The sequence below is a fragment of the Acinetobacter genomosp. 15BJ genome, assembly GCF_000400715.1.
Taxonomy (GTDB): Bacteria; Pseudomonadota; Gammaproteobacteria; order Pseudomonadales; family Moraxellaceae; genus Acinetobacter.
In genome coordinates this window covers 466796-484728 of the sequence record NZ_KE007347.1, presented here as the reverse complement: position 1 = coordinate 484728, position 17933 = coordinate 466796, and the positions used below count along the sequence as shown (strand labels likewise).

The window sequence follows — 17933 nt, the reverse complement described above, 5'->3', positions numbered from 1 at the left end:
TCGCCTTTGTCACCCTTATCGCCTTGAGCACCTTGGGTTCCTTGAGCACCTGTTGCACCAGTATCACCTTTCACACCTTGTGCGCCAGTTGCACCAACATCGCCTTTGTCACCCTTATCGCCTTGGACACCTTGGGTTCCTGTAGCGCCAGTATCACCTTTCACGCCCTGAGCACCTGTTGCACCTACATCTCCTTTGTCACCCTTATCGCCTTGGACACCTTGAGTTCCTTGAGCACCTGTTGCACCTGTTGCACCAGTATCACCTTTCACACCCTGAGCACCAGTCGCACCAACATCGCCTTTGTCACCCTTGTCGCCTTTATCTCCCTTAAGTGATGCAATCCATTGACTTTGCGAACCTACATATCCACCATCCACAGCTAATTCATAAGCGCTTTTTCCATCTGCACCACCTCCTGTTGGTAAAGCATCGATCTGGCTTTGTAAGCTTGTTAATTTCGTATTTACAGCAGTAAAAGCGCTACCAATATTGGTATAGTTTGATCCCTGAATTGTGTAAGTCGGCCCAGTGAATATCCCTCCACTAAAACCAGCCCCCCCACCAAAAACACTAGCTAATGAGTTTAATTGGCCAAAATTAGCTGCATCATTTGTAGCTGTTCCATTCGCCAAATTTGTAATTTTATTATTATTAAAAGAAATTGTTCCATTCCCAGCTGAGCCACTTAAAGAACCTTTAGAGGTAATACCTCCAGCTCCAACTTTTAGTGTGTCGGCATTCACAGTGACATCAAAATCATCATTTAAAATTTTATCGTCAGAAATCGGTGAATTATTATAACAATTAATCGCACCCCAATATTGTTGGCTAACAATAGAGTTACCATGCGTTGTCGCGGCTATACCTGGATTTGTATTCGAGCCTTTTGCCCCACACGTAATGACTTGTTCAGCGTATACCTGCTGAGTGATCAAAGTTGCAGTACATACCCCCAAAGCAACAACAATTGGCTTTAAATTAAAATTCTTTTTGCATTCAAAATTTGTAACAATGTCTGATTTTTTTACAACATGACCTGTTCTATTTACTTTGTGCTCGCTGTTTGCATTTTCAGATACAACGACTATACACCCTAGAGATCTACTCCAAATTTTTTTAAAGATAGTATTCATATTATTCCCTGCATTTTGTGAATATAAACACATAAATTAGAGAACATTTTTCGCACAAATGAATCATTGAAATTTGGTAGAAAAATTAAAAAATCTTCATAAAATCGTCTAAATAACAAATTTCAATGATGTCAAAACATCTTAATTTATCTTTAATAACTCGACTCCACGGAGCAACTTTCTTTTCGTAAGGTTATATATACAAAAGGATTCAAAATGAAGACTATAGATCAATTAAGCAAACGCGAATGCCAGATTTTTTTAAATGTTGGTACATGGCTACCGTATCAAAGAAATAGCAAAAAAACTTCATATCAGTGAACGAACCGTTACTACCCACCAAGAAAATATTTATCAAAAGCTTAATATTCACCATCGAGCAAGTTTAATTCAATTTTCCCCATACTATTTTCAGTTTCTAGACACACTCTCCCCAAGAGAACGTACAATCGCCCAACTCTTAGCTCAAGATCTTTGCAGTATCGACATTTCATTACAATTAAATCTAAGCATAGAAACGATCTATAGCTACAGAAAAACAATCAATCGAAAATTTAAGAACATTCAAACAAAATACGATGTTTTGGGGATACTCGCCCAAAAAGAAATTTCATTAAATTAAAACAACAAAAACACCAACAACATGTCTAAAAAACAAAAGGGGAAACATATGAGCGCAGATTCATATCTCGGGGAAATTATACTCGTTCCGTACAACTTCGTTCCAAGGGGGTGGGCGGCCTGTAATGGACAATTACTCTCGATTGCTCAAAATCAAGCACTATTCAGCTTGTTAGGTACGACTTATGGAGGGAATGGTGTCAGCAATTTTGCTTTACCAAACTTAGGTGGTCGTTTTGCACTCGGAGTAAATAATAGTTTTCAACTCGGTCAAGCAGCAGGCAGCCAAAGTACAACATTGACCATCAACAATTTACCTGCACATAACCATGTTATTGCACCTCAGAACGTCAACGCAGCAGTCTCTTTAACCCCACAAGCTAGCTCTCTAGGTGGAAGTACCAGTGACCCCACCAATGCCGTTTGGGCAAATGCGAATGATACCAGTACAGGGAGTTTATATGACACGTTTACTCAAGGCACAACTCAATTAGTGAATATGAAGCCAACAAGTGGAACGGCACAAGTCGCAATCCCTCAACAAACGACATCTGTTGCTGGTCTTAGTCAACCTTTCGACATTACAAACCCATATTTGGCTTTGTATTACATCATTAGTTTAGAAGGCATCTATCCTTCACGCCAATAAACAAAAAATTTAAATCTTAATACGATCTTTCTTTGATCGTATCGAGATTTATTGTGGATACCAGAAACCACGAGAAAAAATGGGGCGAAATTCGGACCAGCCACATAGGTACGAACTATCACTTTTATAACGATTAAATAAAGGAAATAAAATAATGAGCGAATGTCAATGTGACCCACAAGTTGTTCCAGACTATACAAAAGTTGGTTTTAATGGTGAGGGCAGCAATCAACTGCAATCATCCAATATTAAATCAACAAATACAATTGAATCAGTACAAAGCCAACTTAAAAGTACCAACGTAGAAGCCTTAAGTCTAAGTGCTTGCGTTGGCGCATCTTATCGAAATGGCGATGTATGCTTTAATTTTCCAATTTTTGGTAACGTTTGTGTGGGTGTACCAATTAGTATTCCTGCCAATGCAAGTTTACGTGTATGTGGCGATGTTTGTACAACTTGGGGAATTCCAACAGGCCTAAAAATTACACTCTATGTAAATAATCAAGCCTTATGGAGTGGAACTGTAGTCGGTGCCTGCTAATTACTTTTCACAAATTATTTTAGACAAGCTTAATATTAATTAGGCTTGTCTCCATAACAATTAAAACAACACCAATAAAACACTTTTAAAAATTTCTTAACATAAAAAAATATTTAATAATATTTGTAGAAAATAAATATTTCACGCCTATAATCATAATTAATTTTTAAAAAAGAAAATATTATGATTAAAGAAGAGAGGGAAATAGAAAAATTCTGGGAAACTTCTGTTTTCAGCTCCCCCTTGCCAGCACCAGTATTAATTGTAGAAAACGATATTAAAATTAAAGAAAGATTAAAAAATATATTAATAGAACTTAATTACAAAAAAAATGATTTGATTTTTTCAGAGAACCTCCATCAATCTTTATTAATTGCGAAGAACAAAAAATTTTCTTTTGCATTAGTTGATCTAAATTTATCTGATGGAGATGGAACAAAATTAATAAAAGCATTAAGGCAAAAAAATACTACTATTCCAATTTTAGTCATATCAGCATTAAATACCAAAGAAGCTGTTCTAACTGCGATCCAAGCTGGTGCTACAGGCTATCTTCTGAAAGAACGTGATGATTTTGAAGTTTCCATGTCAATTAAACAAATTTTGAAAGGCGGACTGCCGATTGATCCTTTCCTTATTCAAATTATTTTATCAACAGAGATTAAACCATCACAAAGGAGATCCAGTTTAACAGAGATATTATCTACTCGAGAATTAGAGATTTTAGAATTAGTAACCCATGGCTTAAACAATCAAGATATTGCAAATGAATTGGGGTTATCACGTTACACGATTGAAGCACATTTAAGAAACATTTATGGAAAACTATCCGTTGATAGTCGCTCAAAAGCAATCAACATTGCTTATTCACTTGGATTGTTTAATTAACCCTACAAACAACAAAAAATATTAAATGAATTTTACTTTAAAAATAACAACCTTTCAATTAACAATTCAACCACTAGATAAAAACAGAGTGTTAATTTTATTAAATAAACACTCTGTTTTTAAAATAAATATAAAATTTACAGGGAAAACTTATACATCATAAAAATAAATCTATTGCTATTGTACTGTTGCAGTTAATTTAATCTGATTATTGTTTGACACCATATCCATTTTTTGAATACTGATGCCTGCTTGAGAAAGTTGCATCAAAAAGTTAGCCAATACAGCATAGTTCTGATGTTCTGCCACAAGCTGGATTTGTTCTCCATTTTGTTGCGAAGACACAGCTAAACCTTGTTGTTGCGCCGTTCGTTGGATTTTATCCGCTACAGTTAAACCTGAATCAGTAGCAGGTTTCATTGTCGCCGCATTACTCTGCATCCACACGGTTAGATCTTTTAATTCATTTAACCTTTTTTGTTGTTGATCTGCCAATGCATGCGTTTTCCACAAAGCGAAACCAATCACTGTCACAATGACAAAAATGGTGGTAAAAATCACCATTACCCGTTCACGGACAGATAAGCCTTGTAGATATTCATTTAACGCTTCAATTTTCTGATCAAAGCTATTTTGTAATCGTGTTAATGCTTTCATTATTTTACTTTTACCACCCCAATTGCGCCAACTGTATCCGCCTGAACATTGCCTAATTCAGCTTGGAAACCTTGTTGGTTTAATTGTTGAGTTAATCCTTGTAAATCATCCGCGGATTTTGCTTTGAGTGACATAGCCAAAGTTGAGGCATCATAACTCACTTGCTGGGCAACGATTTGTTTTTGCATCAAAATTGGTCCAACACGGCTTAACAGCGAAAGTGCCTGCGTATCGCCAAGCTGGCTCATACGTAATTGGCTTTCAAACTGGCTTTTAATATTTTGTTCGGTGACCCGACTATTCTCACCAAACCAATATTTATATTGCTCAATCGCTTGGCTTGCGGTTTGATCAGCAACTTTTTTCAGCTTCGACCAACGCAAGGCGTCATAACCAAGCTGTACAACAATTACCGCTAACAATACCGCAGCTGCAGCTTTCCAATATCCTGACCATTGTGTTTCAGCATTTTTAGCTTTAGGTAAAACATTGAAAGGATGCTGTTTGGGTCTTAATAATTGTTCAAATTGATAACTAAATTCAGTCCGCTGATCTTTACTAGATGCGGTAGCTAAACTAGCTAATTGCTCAGCGTTTAAATTTGCAAATTTATACTGCATTTCTGCTGTTTGAAACTCAAGATATAAGGCAAGGTCATCCACTGAATTTCCTGACCAAGCATTTTCTCTCACCAGTAAATGATCATAAAGATTGAGTAGTACCACTTGCTCCTGTTCTGGTTCAGGTGCAATCAAAAAGTCAGGCAAGAATGCTGTAATCTGGATCGGCAAAAGACTCAGTGCATGTTGCCATGTTTCAATCGAATATTGCGCTACGCCCAAGATATTAAGCTGATCATTTTGAAAATGATGAACTACTTTCATTTGATCAATTGGCAAGGTGACAAACTCTTCCAAGAGGTATTTAACACCTTCTTGTCCCAATTGTTTGTAATGTGCTTTGGTCATTGGTTGTTGTAATAATTGCGCATTTCGGCTTGGAAAATAAACCACAGCCTCTTTTCCATGATGCTCTTGCAAGTCCTGAATCAACTGCTCAAGACTTTGTGCCTGCAACCAATTTTCCCCTGCCGACCAATACCATGTTCCATTGGTTTCGGGCATCCATAAATACAGCATCGGTGTTCAGTACCCTTTTATCCTATTGCGGATATATAAAATTATAATGTTGGTGTAAAACGATTCTTTTGTGTCGATAAACCATTCGCGATCACAGCTTGATCATAAATACGTGCTTCAGCCAATGCAAACGGATTAAAGCCTTCGTGTGTCAATTGCTCTTCAATATGTGCCACAACATTCATATGACACACCACAGCAATCGACTCATAGGGTAATTTTGACAACCATTCAATCGCATCCTTAGCATCATCATCAGGTTTAATCTTATCGCAAATTAACACAGGAATGCCGTGAAAATGCGCCTTGATATGGGCTAATGTTTCCTGCGCACGTAGTAAAGGACTCACCACAAAAATTTCAGGCTGAATAACATCTTTTAAGAAATGCCCTGTTTGCTCAGCTTGTTGATGTCCACGTGTTGTGAGTGGACGTTGAATATCATTTCCATTGATGGCTGGAGATGCTTCACCGTGACGAACTAAAGTTAACTGCATAAAACGACCTTATTTTTTATAGCTGCATCATAACGCGAATAGATGACAGTTTTTTGATTAGACTTCATGATGAGGTAAAACAAATTCTACATCACTGCGATGACCATTTTTCATCAAAGACAACGCAATGGTCATTGGTGGTGCACCTTCAAAAATCACTTCATATAGCGCATTGGTAATTGGCATATATACATCCAACTCTTCCGCTTTGGTTCGCACCTGAACGATGGTATTAATCCCTTCCGCAGTTTGACCGAGCTCCTTAGTCGCTTGATCCAGTGTTTTCCCAGAACCTAATGCGAAACCAATTTGATAGTTACGACTTAATGGACTGTTACAGGTTGCGAATAAATCACCGACACCAGACAATCCCAAAAAGGTTAACGGGTTTGCACCCTGCTTCACTGCAAAACGGCTCATCTCTGCCAATGCACGCGTTAGGATCATACTTTTGGTATTTTCACCAATCTTATAAGCCCCACCCATACCCATGGCAACTGCATAAATATTTTTTAATGCGCCACCCAGTTCAACACCGTGCACATCGTCGCTACCAAACACACGGAATAAAGCACTATGCAAAGCATGTTGCACCGCATAACGAACCAGTTCTGACTCACTGGCGATGACCGTTCCTGAAGGCATGCCAGCCATGATTTCTTTGGCAAGATTTGGACCAGATAGAACACCATACGGCACTTCTGGCAATTCTGTACGAATAATATCGCTCATAAAACTAAAGGTTTTTGCTTCGATGCCTTTGGTCAATGAAACCACAGCCTGAGACGTAATAAACGGCGCAATCTGTTTGAGTACATCACGGAATGAATGGCTTGGAATAGCCACCAGAATAATGTCACGATCCCGTACAGCAAGCTCTAAGTCAGCCACTGCACGCAATGCAGGTTCAAGTGGATAATCAGGTAAATAGCGTTTATTGATATGCGTTTGATTGATTTCTTCGGCAACAGCAGCATCACGAATCCAAATCATGGTATCGCAACCATTTCTGGTCGCTAAATTTGCCATCGCTGTGCCAAAACTACCACCACCCAAGACCGTAATTCTTAATGCTGTTTTCTGGTCTACGGCAACTGGCTCAACTAAATCACTAAAATTTAACTCTGTCATTTTTTATCCTGAAACGAATTTCTTTCTTTAATCATGCAAAACAAAGCTTAGGTTACTTGCCATACTTTTACAAAATCTTGACTGTCTATTTCTGCTCTTGGTGCAATGGCTTTCGCTGCTGTTCCGATATAAATAATTCCAGAAATAAGATCCTGTTGTTTTAATCCCAATTGCTGTTTCAACCAATTCGATTCAACCACAGCCCCAGAACGCCACATGGTTGCAAAGCCTTGCGCTTGTAATGACAACAAGAAGTTTTGAATTGCAGCACCTGTACTTAAAATCTGTTCAAAGTGTGGAACTTTAGGATGATCTTGAATCGTGGTTAAAGCTAACACCAACAAAGGCGCACGAAACGGATGTTGTTTCGCTCGATCAAGTTGTGCAGGATCTGTCTCACCTAAATCGGCTAAAGCACTCGCTAATTGCTCACCAAAAGCCGCGCGTAACTCTGGGGTGACAACCACAAAACGAGTTGGTTTTAAACGATGATGATCAGGCGCAGTCAATGCAGCTTGCACTGCTTTTTCGATTTGTTCTGTATTTGGTGCAGGCTCAATCAGTTGCCCAATAGATTGACGTTGATGAATATTTTGATGAATTGTCTCTATATTTGAGTCCGTCATTGAAATGAATCTAACTAACACAAGGATGGCGCTAGATTAGCATAATCTGAATGATTTCCACTATGCTTAATTCATGCTTGTCACAGACGTCTATATTGAATTTCGTTTGTAAATAACAAATATCATTATCGCTAAACTCATCATTCATTTGAGAAAATTTACAGAGTGTCTGCACAAACTGTACATAATCTGCAAAAGCGATCAGAAATTCTATGTTCCAATAATACAATTATGTAACGACTTGAGTACAAGTAATGAAAAAAACCTTAATCATGACTTTAGTTGGTGGCTTGGCACTAGGATTGACCGCATGTGCATCTACACCAACCAACACTTTGGCAATTCAAAAAGAAAATAATCAATACGAAGTAACAGGTATTGGTAAAACCAACCTGATTGCAAAAAACAATGCTGTAAGTGCCGCTCAAAAGACCTGTACCCGTAACACGTCCCCAGTCGTTGTTGACGAAAAAACCGCGTACCAAGGTGTACTAAAAGGCGTGGTCGATGAGCAAACAGGTAAAATGGTCGAAGCTGCTGCAGGTGTAATCGGAACGATTACAGGTAAAAATGCTTCTCTGGCACGTGATGATGATTACCAAACCACGCTTACCTTCTACTGCAAGGCTAATTCATAAATACAAAAAAGCCGATGTTGAAACATCGGCTTTTCCATCTTTTGGCACTTAGTGCGCTTCGCTCGCAGCGACTTCAGATGCTGCATCTTGTTCAGCAACATCAGTATTATTTTCATCTAAATTCGGTTTATCAATCGCATCAATTGCAGCTTGTTGCTCTGGGGATGTCTGTGTTGATACAGCAGCAGCTGTTTGGTCTTGCTGTTCAGCATTTTTCGCTTCTTCTTTCTTTGCACACGCAGTCAGCATGATTGGAGCAATAATTAGAGCGGCAAGGGTAAATTTAAATTTCATCACGGCTTTCCACAGTTACTTGGTTAAGTTGTGACAAGCATATTTCAGATATGTGACATTTTGATGACAACAACGTTGTACAAAAGTAAAAAGAGCCGATGAATATCGGCTCTTTTAAAATTATTTTCTGATTAATCAATAAATTAAAACTTGATTAAGCACGCTCAAGTAAAACTGCAACAGCAGGTAAAGTTTTGCCTTCAACGAACTCTAAGAATGCACCGCCACCTGTTGAAATATATCCAATTTGATCAGCAACTTGGTATTTATCAATCGCAGCCAATGTGTCACCACCACCCGCAATCGAGAAACCAGCAGATTCAGCAATTGCTAAAGAAAGTGTTTTGGTTCCTTCACCGAATTTATCTACTTCAAATACGCCTACTGGACCATTCCAAAGAATCGTTTTAGAGGTTTTTAAGATCTCAGCAAATGCTTTTGCAGTTTCAGGACCAACGTCCAAGATCATATCGGTATCAGTTACATCCGCCACATTTTTTACTACAGCTTGTGCACTTGCCAATGAACCAAGGAAGTCTTCAAAGTTGATTTGGCTTGCATCTGCAACCACAACATCTGTAGGTAATGGAACACTGACTTTTGCAGCAATTTGTTTTGCAGTTTCAACCAAATCAGCTTCATAAAGTGATTTACCGACATTAAAACCAGCTGCAGCCAAGAATGTATTGGCAATACCTCCACCCACGATCAATTGATCACAGATTGTAGACAATGAAGTCAACACATCAAGTTTAGTTGATACTTTAGAGCCTGCAACAATTGCCACCATTGGTTTTTCTGGTGTTTGCATTGCACGGCCAAGCGCATCTAACTCAGCTGCCAATAAAGGACCCGCAGCAGCGATTGGTGCAAAACGTGCTGCACCTTCAGTTGATGCTTCTGCACGGTGTGCTGTACCGAATGCATCCATAACGAATACATCACATAACGCAGCATATTTCTTCGCAAGCTCTTGGTTATTTTTCTTTTCGCCGTGGTTGAAACGAACGTTTTCAAGTAACACAACTTGACCCGCTGCCACTTCAACGCCATCTAAATAATCTGTGAATAATTTAACATCTTGACCCAAAGCTTTGCTTAAATAAGCAGCGACTGGTGCAAGTGATTGTTCTGGTTTTGGCTCACCTTCTACAGGACGACCAAGATGAGAAAATACCATCACCGCCGCGCCTTTTTCTAAAGCCGCTTTAATGGTTGGCAATGCAGCACGTAAACGTGCATCACTGGTAATTTCCCCATTTTTTACAGGAACGTTTAAGTCTTCACGAATAAGAACTCGTTTACCTGCTAAATCAAGATCAGTCATGCGCTGAAAATTCATGGATGGCTCTCTAGTTGATTTTAAAAACGGCGTAATTTTAAATGATTCTCTGAAATAAAGGTGAGTTTTTTTGCAGAAAAGCTGCCGAAAGCTTCAGTTTTGATTATGATAATCAGCGTCATTAAATCTTTCTATTATTATGTCAATTCATCCAGATCCAAAAATTAATCGTTTAAACGTGCTTGGCGAACCTTTAGCCAGTTGTTGTTATGACCCAATCACTGGGTATTTTCGTAATGGCTTTTGCCATACAGCGGTCACTGATTTAGGTCAGCATACGATGTGCGCACAAATGACTTCTGAATTTCTAAATTTCTCGCAAAAAGTTGGCAATGATCTCATTACACCGTTACCTGAAGTTGGTTTTCCTGGTCTCAAACCGGGTGACTTCTGGTGTATCTGTGTGACCCGTTGGGTCGAAGCTTATCAAGCGGGACAAGCGCCACCGATTAAGTTGAATGCTTGTCATAATGCCGTTCTGCATTATGTTCCCTTAAATATCCTTGTGGATTATGCAGTCTAATGCATCACCATGAACTGATTTTGGCATCCAGCAGTCAAACCCGTAAAGATCTGATGGATCGTTTAAGGTTGGATTATCGCTGTATTTCCCCTGATATTGATGAGTCAGCCGACGGGGAATTACATGCCGATGATTTAGCCAAGCGACTGGCCTATGAAAAAGCCCGTGTCATTGCAGAACAACACCCTGATACGCTTGTAATTGGTTCAGATCAAGTGGCTTGGCGCGAACATGCACCTTATGATTTTATTGGCAAACCGCTGAGTGTTGAAAATGCCATTCAACAATTACAAGCCAATTCAGGTCGAACTGTATTTTTTAGTACCGCACTTAGTGTTCAACATCTGCAATCAGGTTTTGAACACACATTGGTCGAACATTACCAAGTCAAATTTCGCCAGCTGACATTGCCAGAAATTGAGCGTTATATTGAAATTGACCAACCCTTGCATTGTGCGGGTAGTTTTAAATGTGAAAGCTTGGGGATTAGCTTATTTGAAAAAATGATTGGTGATGATCAAACCACCTTGATGGGTTTACCAATGATTCAATTGTGTAAGATCTTACGTCAGTTTGGAATAGGTGCACCTTAAAAAACACCCTGACCTAAACTCAGTTTAGATCAGGGTCAGTGATTACTCTTCGACTACAATGACTCTTTTTGGCAATGCAAACCAAATAAAAATCGACAGAATCAAGAACAGCAGTGCAGCCACGTTCAGGACGGAACGATGCGATTGACTAAAGGCCTGTTTTGCAGCTTGAATCAAATGTTCAGCAATCGTTGGCTGTAATTGTTTCGCCGCTTGAATCGCTTCTCCGATTGAACTACTCGCCTGCTGCAGCATGTTATTCGGTACATCGCTTGGAATCACAATCGAGTTGGCATAGAACCATGACAACATCAGACCGAAAAATGCGATGCCCAAACCTGCACCTAACTCGTATGCCATCCCTTCAATGGCACCTGCGGCAGTGGCCTTACTCGGTGGAACAGAGGACATAATTGCTGAGGTAGAAGACAACAAGGCAATTTCCACGCTCAAGCCTAATAACACCATCCATGCCCATGCGTGGATTTGTGCTTGCATCAAGTTAGTATTGGCCAAGCCCCACAGACTAATTGCACTCATCAGCATACCAAGCGATGCGACAGAACGTAGACCAAAACGGTTTACCAACATACTGGCAATTGGACCACCTAAACTAATCGCAATCATAAACGGTAGAATAAATGCCCCTGCAGCCAATGGTGAAAGCTGATACACAAATTGCAGCTCTTGCGAAACTAACAGTTCGAATCCGACCAAGGCCATCATCGAGACAATCGCCATGACGACACCTGTTGCAATCACAGGATGTTTAAACAATTGGATATCAATCATTGGTGATTTTGAAGTCAACTGCTGACGAATAAAGCCAACCAACAAACTGAGACCGACAGCAAAAATTAAAATCGACCACACGGTAAAGCCATGCATCACTGATTTTACGGCGTAAATCATACTCAGTATGGCAACCACCAAGACCAAGGCTTGTAACAAATTCAGATTTTGCTTTGGCTGGCCTGTTTGCTTCGGGATCAGGAATGCGGCCAATACCACCACGGCAATCATAATTGGCACATTGATGAGGAACACTGCTCCCCAATGGAAATGCTCAAGCAAAAAACCACCAAGTAATGGGCCAAAAGCTGCGCCACCACCGCCGACTGTCGCCCAGATCCCTAAAGCGAAGTTACGCTGTTTTTCATCAAGAAAAGTATTACGCACTGCTGACAAGGTTGCAGGTAGAATCATTGCCCCGCCCACAGCCAATAAAGCACGTGAAGCAATCAATACCAATGCAGTTGGTGAAAATGCGGCTGCCAATGAGGCAAGACCAAATAAGACCGCACCTATGATCATCAGGCGTTTATAACCAATACGATCACCTAAGGCGCCCATCGGTAAAATCAGCCCGGCCATGACCAATGAATAAATATCAATGATCCATAACAGCTCGTTGGCTGAGGAAGAAAGCGACTCGCTCAAAGTGGGTGTCGCCACATGTAAAATGGTTGCATCAATCGCGACAGGAATATAGATCAATACAACAATTGCAAGAATTAACCACTTGCGTGACATAAATGCCTCTAAATTGGACAACTGTTCAAATTGGCGCTATTATAACCAAAATTGAACACTTGTCCAACTTTTGGATTCAAGTGAGTTTGTTTTTGATTTGTATATGTATCATAGGTGCTAGAGAAAGAATGGCTTATTTAAACCGTGAACAACGTCGTGAAATGATTTTGCAAGCCGCCATGCAGGTTGCCTTAAACGAAGGTTTTTCCGCGATGACGGTTCGCCGTATCGCCACTGAAGCGCAAACCTCAACAGGACAAGTACATCATCACTTTGCCTCTAGCTCACATCTCAAAGCTGAAGCTTTTATTAAATTGATGCAGCAATTGGACGAAATTGAAAATCAGGTGACGACTGTCAATTATCTACAACGTCTTTCTCTATTGCTCGGCTGTGAAAATATTGAACAAATTCAACCCTATTTACGCTTATGGAATGAGGCTGAAGTTTTAATTGACCAAGATCAGGAAATCAAACAGGCTTATAACATTGCCATGCAGGACTGGCATCGTTCAATTGTACGGATGATTGATGAAGGTCAAACCCAAGGTGAATTTCATTTCGACACCGATAGTCAAGATATTGCATGGCGCTTGATTGCTTTCGTCTGTGGCTTGGAAGGGATTTACAAACTAGGGTTGATTGGCTTAAATGAAATCGATTTTAAACGCCATACTGAAGCGATTATTCAAGCAGAACTATTTCAAAAATCAAAATGAGTAAACAATGAAACGAGCATTATTACAGACAGCAAGACTCGATTTATTTGTATTTCAAATGGATGATCTTGCTGATATCTATCCTTGTGTAACAACAACATTAACCCGTTATATGGCTTGGGAACCTGCTCAAAACTTCGCAGCCCAAGAAAAAATTGGGCAACAATGGCTGATCGCCGAAACAGACCACACTGATCGCCATTTTGTGTTACGTCGTCAACAAGATCAGGCGTTCATTGGTCTCATCGGTGTGCATCGAATGCAGACCGCAACACCCGAACTGGGACTATGGATTCGGGAAGATTGCCATAATCAAGGTTTTGCCAAAGAAGCGATTTTAGAAGTATTCCGTTGGGCCTCTACTCACCTATCCGCCCAATATTTCTTATACCCTGTTGCAGTGGATAATCAGCCAAGTCGTAAACTGGCTGAATTTTTAGGTGGAAATGTTGTTGAATACAAGACTGAAAGAAAATATGAAGCGGTGATTTACCACATTCCGCCCTATCAAAATAAGGCGAATTAAAACCAGCCTTTTCGACCTGTCAGTATTTCATCTGCACAGCGGAGCGTCTCTTGGCTCAGGCCCCAAAGACGATAATCTCCTGTTGCCGAGGTAATATTAAAATTATGGGTATAAGCAAAACTGAGTTCACGATCAAAATCACACCAAGCACCTGAACCATTAAAGCCCACATGTCCAAACCCATGTGGCGCACGTTTGCCCATCGTTAAAATACGGTGATAACCCAAACGCCAATGCATTGGAATCGGCATCACGCGATCACGTGCTTTGCTTTGTACTGTACTGAGTTGCTTAAATACTTCTGGGCGAATCAGCTGCTGACCTTGCCATTGCCCTTGATTGGCTAGCATTGCATAGACTTTTGCCAAACTATCGGCAGTAAATACCCCATTGGCTGCTGGAATTACCGCCTGTAATCCTTCATCACTGTAGAAGCTAAAATGACGCATGCCTTTTGGAATCATGGCATCTTGAAAGTCTTGTGGATTTTGCCCAGAGAGCTCCAATAAGCGTTCTGATAAGGATGCTTTACGTGGTTGACTATTTTTCTTTTGTTGCGGTTTAGCTTGAGATGCCGTTTTCGGTTTTTCCAATAAACGTGCAACACGATTTAATTCTAATGTTGGTGTCCCAAAATACGCGCCATCCAATTCAAGCGGTTGTACCAGATAACGTTGCATCAGCCAACTTAAAGGTTGTTTGGCCGCTTTCTCAAGCACACCGCCCAAAATCCACCCATAGGTCAAAGGCTGATAAGCAAAACTTTGTCCAGCAGCAAAACGTGGTGTCGCTGCGGCAATCACCTCCAACATATGCGACCAATCCAGCATTTCTGTTGCTGTTTCAATGGTATTTCGAATATCGAATAAGCCACTTTGATGTGACAAAACATGACGTAAAGTAATATTGGCTTTGCCATTCTGAGTGAACTCAGGCCAATAATGTGCAATCGGCTGCTCATAATCCAGCATACCTTCACTGACCAAAATATGTGCAAGTGTCGCTAAAATGCCTTTCCCTGTTGAATAGCACATGGCTAAAGTATTGGATTGCCAATCTTCTTCTTGAGATTTCTTACCCGTATAAATATCAACAACTTTTTGACCTTGGAAATAAACCACCAATGCAGCACCGCCTTGCTGGGTTCGTGCATCTTGTAGACGGCTAAATTGGCTCGCCAAGTCAATAAATCGCTCATCAACACTGCCATGATAATTATGCGTATCAGCAAATAGAATTTCTTTAATCAAAGCTCAATTCCTTATGATATTTATGTTTTTTATAGTATCCCTGTTGCGAACAACAGGGATGATTTACACGACATGATCGTGATTAAAGTGCTTTCACGGTACCCGCAACATGCGGCTTTTTAGATTTCACATTACGAATTAAGAAATCTGTTTGTTTTGGCTCAGCTGCAGTTAAAAACTCGACCGTAGATGGTAAGAACATCGGCAGTTTAAACCATACATCTGCTTCATAAGCCGCAGGCAATTCTATGCTAGCTAAGGCTTTTGCCTTGCTCCACATCCCATGTGCAATCGCCTGTTTAAAGCCAAACGCTTTTGCAGTCACAGCATGGATATGAATCAAGTTAAAGTCACCCGAAATCACGGCATAACGGCGACCGGTATTTTCAGAAATATTCCATTCTGCTTGAGGTTGATAAGCAGGTTCTTTCGCTTCTTTGGCTTTTTCGGTGGCTTTTTTCTCAGTTTTTTGGCGGGATAAATAAGTCGTTAAACTTTCCATCACCACTTCACCACCTACTTTCGCAGTGGTGATGAAATCAAACTGCAAACCTTTATCATGCGGTTTTAGCTCACCAAACTTGCACGACAAAGTGATTTGCTCATTCACAGCAATTTTGCGAGTTTGTTTGATTTGGTTACGAATATGCACCAAACCCAAGATCGGGAATGGAAATGCTTCACTGGTCATCATGTGCATTTGCAAACTTTGCGATAAAACCGCCAAATAGATTGCTGGCACGAAACTATCATTTTTAAAACCACAAATCTCGTTATAGCTTTCTAAATGTTTGGCATCGATTTTGAGTGTATCTACCACATATTCAACTTGTGGCAATACCTTTTCGCCCTTTGGCTTTTTAAAAATCAGACCTTGAATGACTTTTGGATAAGCTAAATAAGGTTTTGGCAACTGACTAAAATGACGTGTATTCATAATAAACCTTTTATATTTTAGGAATCCTCCCCAACCCTCCTTTCATAAAGGAGGGAGCTTCCACAAATTATACAGGTTTTAATTTTTAGGAATTCCCCTCTTTTTAAAGAGGGTGAGGAGTATTCGCTCCGCAAGGGAGATTTTATGGCTTGAAGTTCTTACGCACCTAACAAGCTTTGACCGCAGACACGAACAACGTTACCTGTCACGCCTGTTGAACCTGTTGATGCATACCAAGCAATTGCTTCAGCCACATCTACAGGTAAACCACCTTGGTTCATCGAGTTCATACGACGACCTGCTTCACGAATTGCGAACGGAATCGCAGCAGTCATTTGTGTTTCGATAAAACCTGGCGCAACCGCATTGATGGTAATGCCATTCTTTAATGTCGGCGCAGTAAATTTAACCAAACCAATCACTCCTGCTTTTGACACAGCATAGTTGGTTTGACCAAGGTTACCTGCGATACCGCTGATTGATGATACACAAACAATACGACCATTTGCATTTAAACCATCATGAGATAGTAAGTAATCGTTAACACGCTCAATTGCAGACAAGTTAATGTTGATCACAAGATCCCAAAGCTCTGGCTTCATATTTGCCAAAGTTTTGTCACGGGTAATTCCAGCGTTATGTACGATGACATCTAAACCGCCTTGTTTTGCAGCAGCAGTTTTGATTTTCTCACCTGCATCCGCAGCAGTGATGTCAATTGCCAATACTGAACCACCAATTGAACCTGCAACACGCTCTAAGTCAGCTTGTTGCTGAGGAACGTCTAAACAAATCACATGTGCGCCATCACGCGCCAATACATGCGCAATCGCTTCACCAATACCACGGCTCGCACCAGTCACTAATGCTGTTTTACCCGCAAGTGGTTTCGCCCAATCCAAATCAACCACATCTGCTTTAGAAACGCGGATCACTTGACCAGATACATAAGCAGAACGCGGTGAAATCAAGAAACGTAAAGTTGATTCAAGATTTGCTTCTGCGCCTTGGTCCACATAGACCACTTGTGCAGTAATGCCTTTTTTGAATTCTTTGCCAACAGACTTGATAAAACCTTCAAGCGCACGTTGTGCAATCGCTTGTTTTACTGTTTTCGCAGTTTCAGGTGTAGTACCAATCACGATCACACGACCTGAACTTGAGATTTGACGCGCGATTGGATTGAAGAAGTCGTATAACGCTTTTAATTGTTCTGAATCTTGAATGCCAGACGCATCAAATACAACCGCTTTAAATTTAGATTCTTTGTCATCTGCATTAAGAGGACGAAGATTTAAACCTACTTTTGCAGCCGTTTGTTGTAATTCGACATTATTGCCCACATAGCTATCTGCATGAATGTTGCTAAGAACTTGAGCAATCGCAGCAGAAACCGTGCTTGATGGTGCTGCGCCAAGCAATACTGCACCATTTACAACTGGTTGAGCACTTTCAAAACGATCTAGCGCAACTGGCGATGGTAAACCTAGATTTTTTACGACAAACTTACCTAGAGGTGATTGTGTAAATGCTTGGTACTGATCGGTCATGGTTATTATCTCTCATACAAATGAATTTGTTACAAACACATGAATCATGTTGGGATATGGCATGAAATCAATGTCTGATTGACTCATAACAAATCATACTTGAGTTCATGTCTAGATGTCTTGACCTGAATGTGGTCTCAAGC

21 protein-coding genes are annotated in these 17933 nt (G+C 40.3%); 9 read left to right on the top strand and 12 right to left on the bottom strand.

Annotation, left to right across the window (positions count from 1 at the left end; all coding sequences use genetic code 11):
* Window positions 1-1136: ESPR domain-containing protein (locus F896_RS20225; RefSeq protein ID WP_016163365.1), on the bottom strand; the 1136-nt coding region annotated here is incomplete at its 3' end.
* A gap of 265 nt (window positions 1137-1401) precedes the next feature.
* Between F896_RS20225 and F896_RS11715 the strand changes: the two genes are divergently transcribed.
* From F896_RS11715 to F896_RS11730, 4 genes are all read left to right on the top strand, one after another.
* Window positions 1402-1758, top strand: coding sequence for a LuxR C-terminal-related transcriptional regulator (locus tag F896_RS11715; protein ID WP_016163364.1), 357 nt, complete (start codon window positions 1402-1404; stop codon window positions 1756-1758).
* Window positions 1759-1806: 48 nt separating this feature from the next.
* Window positions 1807-2406: a phage tail protein gene (locus F896_RS11720; RefSeq protein WP_016163363.1), complete on the top strand. Its 600-nt coding sequence runs from the start codon at window positions 1807-1809 to the stop codon at window positions 2404-2406.
* A 154-nt stretch (window positions 2407-2560) separates the two neighbouring features.
* Complete coding sequence (locus tag F896_RS11725) at window positions 2561-2947, top strand: hypothetical protein (RefSeq protein WP_016163362.1); 387 nt, start codon at window positions 2561-2563, stop codon at window positions 2945-2947.
* Window positions 2948-3130: 183 nt separating this feature from the next.
* Window positions 3131-3835: a response regulator transcription factor gene (locus F896_RS11730; RefSeq protein ID WP_016163361.1), complete on the top strand. Its 705-nt coding sequence runs from the start codon at window positions 3131-3133 to the stop codon at window positions 3833-3835.
* A gap of 177 nt (window positions 3836-4012) precedes the next feature.
* Here the strand turns inward: F896_RS11730 and gspM are convergent, their stop codons facing one another.
* The 5 genes from gspM to F896_RS11755 are packed head-to-tail and all read right to left on the bottom strand — an operon-like array spanning window position 4013 to window position 7885.
* Entirely contained in the window at window positions 4013-4492 is a 480-nt protein-coding gene (gspM, locus tag F896_RS11735; RefSeq protein WP_016163360.1) for a type II secretion system protein GspM, read from the bottom strand.
* On the bottom strand, window positions 4492-5631 hold the full coding sequence (gene gspL / locus F896_RS11740; RefSeq protein ID WP_016163359.1) for a type II secretion system protein GspL: 1140 nt from the start codon (window positions 5629-5631) through the stop codon (window positions 4492-4494). Before gspL ends, gspM begins: the two co-directional genes overlap by 1 nt.
* 41 nt (window positions 5632-5672) lie before the next feature.
* A complete protein-coding gene (locus F896_RS11745) occupies window positions 5673-6128 on the bottom strand; it encodes a SixA phosphatase family protein (protein ID WP_016163358.1) in 456 nt (151 codons plus the stop codon).
* A 57-nt stretch (window positions 6129-6185) separates the two neighbouring features.
* The gene (locus tag F896_RS11750; RefSeq protein ID WP_016163357.1) at window positions 6186-7259 is read right to left on the bottom strand and encodes an NAD(P)H-dependent glycerol-3-phosphate dehydrogenase; all 1074 of its coding nucleotides are present in this window, start codon (window positions 7257-7259) and stop codon (window positions 6186-6188) included.
* 47 nt (window positions 7260-7306) lie between these two features.
* A complete protein-coding gene (locus tag F896_RS11755; RefSeq protein ID WP_016163356.1) occupies window positions 7307-7885 on the bottom strand; it encodes a nitroreductase family protein in 579 nt (192 codons plus the stop codon).
* Window positions 7886-8139: 254 nt separating this feature from the next.
* On the opposite strand from F896_RS11755, the gene F896_RS11760 reads away from it, so the two are divergent.
* Window positions 8140-8523 carry a hypothetical protein gene (locus tag F896_RS11760; protein ID WP_016163355.1) on the top strand — a complete coding sequence of 128 codons (384 nt, stop codon included), beginning with the start codon at window positions 8140-8142 and terminating at the stop codon, window positions 8521-8523.
* Window positions 8524-8571: 48 nt separating this feature from the next.
* On the opposite strand, the gene F896_RS11765 is transcribed toward F896_RS11760, so the two are convergent.
* The gene (locus F896_RS11765) at window positions 8572-8817 is read right to left on the bottom strand and encodes a hypothetical protein (RefSeq protein WP_016163354.1); all 246 of its coding nucleotides are present in this window, start codon (window positions 8815-8817) and stop codon (window positions 8572-8574) included.
* A gap of 154 nt (window positions 8818-8971) precedes the next feature.
* Window positions 8972-10159 (bottom strand): phosphoglycerate kinase, encoded by a 1188-nt coding sequence (locus tag F896_RS11770; protein ID WP_016163353.1) that lies wholly within the window; start codon window positions 10157-10159, stop codon window positions 8972-8974.
* A gap of 139 nt (window positions 10160-10298) precedes the next feature.
* Between F896_RS11770 and F896_RS11775 the strand changes: the two genes are divergently transcribed.
* Both F896_RS11775 and F896_RS11780 read left to right on the top strand, forming a co-directional pair.
* On the top strand, window positions 10299-10682 hold the full coding sequence (locus F896_RS11775; RefSeq protein WP_016163352.1) for a DUF2237 family protein: 384 nt from the start codon (window positions 10299-10301) through the stop codon (window positions 10680-10682).
* A complete protein-coding gene (locus F896_RS11780; protein WP_016163351.1) occupies window positions 10682-11275 on the top strand; it encodes a Maf family protein in 594 nt (197 codons plus the stop codon). Before F896_RS11775 ends, F896_RS11780 begins: the two co-directional genes overlap by 1 nt.
* 42 nt (window positions 11276-11317) lie before the next feature.
* On the opposite strand, the gene F896_RS11785 is transcribed toward F896_RS11780, so the two are convergent.
* The gene (locus F896_RS11785) at window positions 11318-12808 is read right to left on the bottom strand and encodes an MFS transporter (RefSeq protein WP_016163350.1); all 1491 of its coding nucleotides are present in this window, start codon (window positions 12806-12808) and stop codon (window positions 11318-11320) included.
* 128 nt (window positions 12809-12936) lie between these two features.
* On the opposite strand from F896_RS11785, the gene F896_RS11790 reads away from it, so the two are divergent.
* Both F896_RS11790 and F896_RS11795 read left to right on the top strand, forming a co-directional pair.
* On the top strand, window positions 12937-13527 hold the full coding sequence (locus tag F896_RS11790; protein ID WP_016163349.1) for a TetR family transcriptional regulator: 591 nt from the start codon (window positions 12937-12939) through the stop codon (window positions 13525-13527).
* Window positions 13528-13534: 7 nt separating this feature from the next.
* Window positions 13535-14053, top strand: a complete 519-nt coding sequence (locus tag F896_RS11795) for a GNAT family N-acetyltransferase (protein WP_016163348.1) — start codon at window positions 13535-13537, stop codon at window positions 14051-14053.
* Here F896_RS11795 and F896_RS11800 read toward each other — a convergent pair.
* From F896_RS11800 to F896_RS11810, 3 genes are all read right to left on the bottom strand, one after another.
* Complete coding sequence (locus tag F896_RS11800; protein ID WP_016163347.1) at window positions 14050-15303, bottom strand: serine hydrolase domain-containing protein; 1254 nt, start codon at window positions 15301-15303, stop codon at window positions 14050-14052. The genes F896_RS11795 and F896_RS11800 overlap by 4 nt on opposite strands.
* 82 nt (window positions 15304-15385) lie before the next feature.
* Window positions 15386-16240 carry a MaoC family dehydratase gene (locus F896_RS11805; protein ID WP_016163346.1) on the bottom strand — a complete coding sequence of 285 codons (855 nt, stop codon included), beginning with the start codon at window positions 16238-16240 and terminating at the stop codon, window positions 15386-15388.
* Window positions 16241-16398: 158 nt separating this feature from the next.
* Window positions 16399-17790: a 3-oxoacyl-ACP reductase gene (locus tag F896_RS11810; protein WP_016163345.1), complete on the bottom strand. Its 1392-nt coding sequence runs from the start codon at window positions 17788-17790 to the stop codon at window positions 16399-16401.
* Window positions 17791-17933 lie beyond the last annotated feature (143 nt).

What these genes read in the sequence shown, in the direction of transcription:
- F896_RS11760 (WP_016163355.1), top strand. Translation starts at nt 8,140, where the DNA reads ATGAAAAAAACCTTAATCATGACTTTAGTTGGTGGCTTGGCACTAGGA.
- F896_RS11720 (WP_016163363.1), top strand. Translation starts at nt 1,807, where the DNA reads ATGAGCGCAGATTCATATCTCGGGGAAATTATACTCGTTCCGTACAAC.
- F896_RS11765 (WP_016163354.1), bottom strand. Translation starts at nt 8,817, where the DNA reads ATGAAATTTAAATTTACCCTTGCCGCTCTAATTATTGCTCCAATCATG.
- F896_RS11790 (WP_016163349.1), top strand. Translation starts at nt 12,937, where the DNA reads ATGGCTTATTTAAACCGTGAACAACGTCGTGAAATGATTTTGCAAGCC.
- F896_RS11780 (WP_016163351.1), top strand. Translation starts at nt 10,682, where the DNA reads ATGCATCACCATGAACTGATTTTGGCATCCAGCAGTCAAACCCGTAAA.
- F896_RS11810 (WP_016163345.1), bottom strand. Translation starts at nt 17,790, where the DNA reads ATGACCGATCAGTACCAAGCATTTACACAATCACCTCTAGGTAAGTTT.
- F896_RS11750 (WP_016163357.1), bottom strand. Translation starts at nt 7,259, where the DNA reads ATGACAGAGTTAAATTTTAGTGATTTAGTTGAGCCAGTTGCCGTAGAC.
- gspM (WP_016163360.1), bottom strand. Translation starts at nt 4,492, where the DNA reads ATGAAAGCATTAACACGATTACAAAATAGCTTTGATCAGAAAATTGAA.
- F896_RS11770 (WP_016163353.1), bottom strand. Translation starts at nt 10,159, where the DNA reads ATGAATTTTCAGCGCATGACTGATCTTGATTTAGCAGGTAAACGAGTT.
- F896_RS11785 (WP_016163350.1), bottom strand. Translation starts at nt 12,808, where the DNA reads ATGTCACGCAAGTGGTTAATTCTTGCAATTGTTGTATTGATCTATATT.
- F896_RS11775 (WP_016163352.1), top strand. Translation starts at nt 10,299, where the DNA reads ATGTCAATTCATCCAGATCCAAAAATTAATCGTTTAAACGTGCTTGGC.
- F896_RS11745 (WP_016163358.1), bottom strand. Translation starts at nt 6,128, where the DNA reads ATGCAGTTAACTTTAGTTCGTCACGGTGAAGCATCTCCAGCCATCAAT.
- F896_RS11725 (WP_016163362.1), top strand. Translation starts at nt 2,561, where the DNA reads ATGAGCGAATGTCAATGTGACCCACAAGTTGTTCCAGACTATACAAAA.
- F896_RS11755 (WP_016163356.1), bottom strand. Translation starts at nt 7,885, where the DNA reads ATGACGGACTCAAATATAGAGACAATTCATCAAAATATTCATCAACGT.
- F896_RS11715 (WP_016163364.1), top strand. Translation starts at nt 1,402, where the DNA reads ATGTTGGTACATGGCTACCGTATCAAAGAAATAGCAAAAAAACTTCAT.
- F896_RS11795 (WP_016163348.1), top strand. Translation starts at nt 13,535, where the DNA reads ATGAAACGAGCATTATTACAGACAGCAAGACTCGATTTATTTGTATTT.
- F896_RS11730 (WP_016163361.1), top strand. Translation starts at nt 3,131, where the DNA reads ATGATTAAAGAAGAGAGGGAAATAGAAAAATTCTGGGAAACTTCTGTT.
- gspL (WP_016163359.1), bottom strand. Translation starts at nt 5,631, where the DNA reads ATGCTGTATTTATGGATGCCCGAAACCAATGGAACATGGTATTGGTCG.
- F896_RS11805 (WP_016163346.1), bottom strand. Translation starts at nt 16,240, where the DNA reads ATGAATACACGTCATTTTAGTCAGTTGCCAAAACCTTATTTAGCTTAT.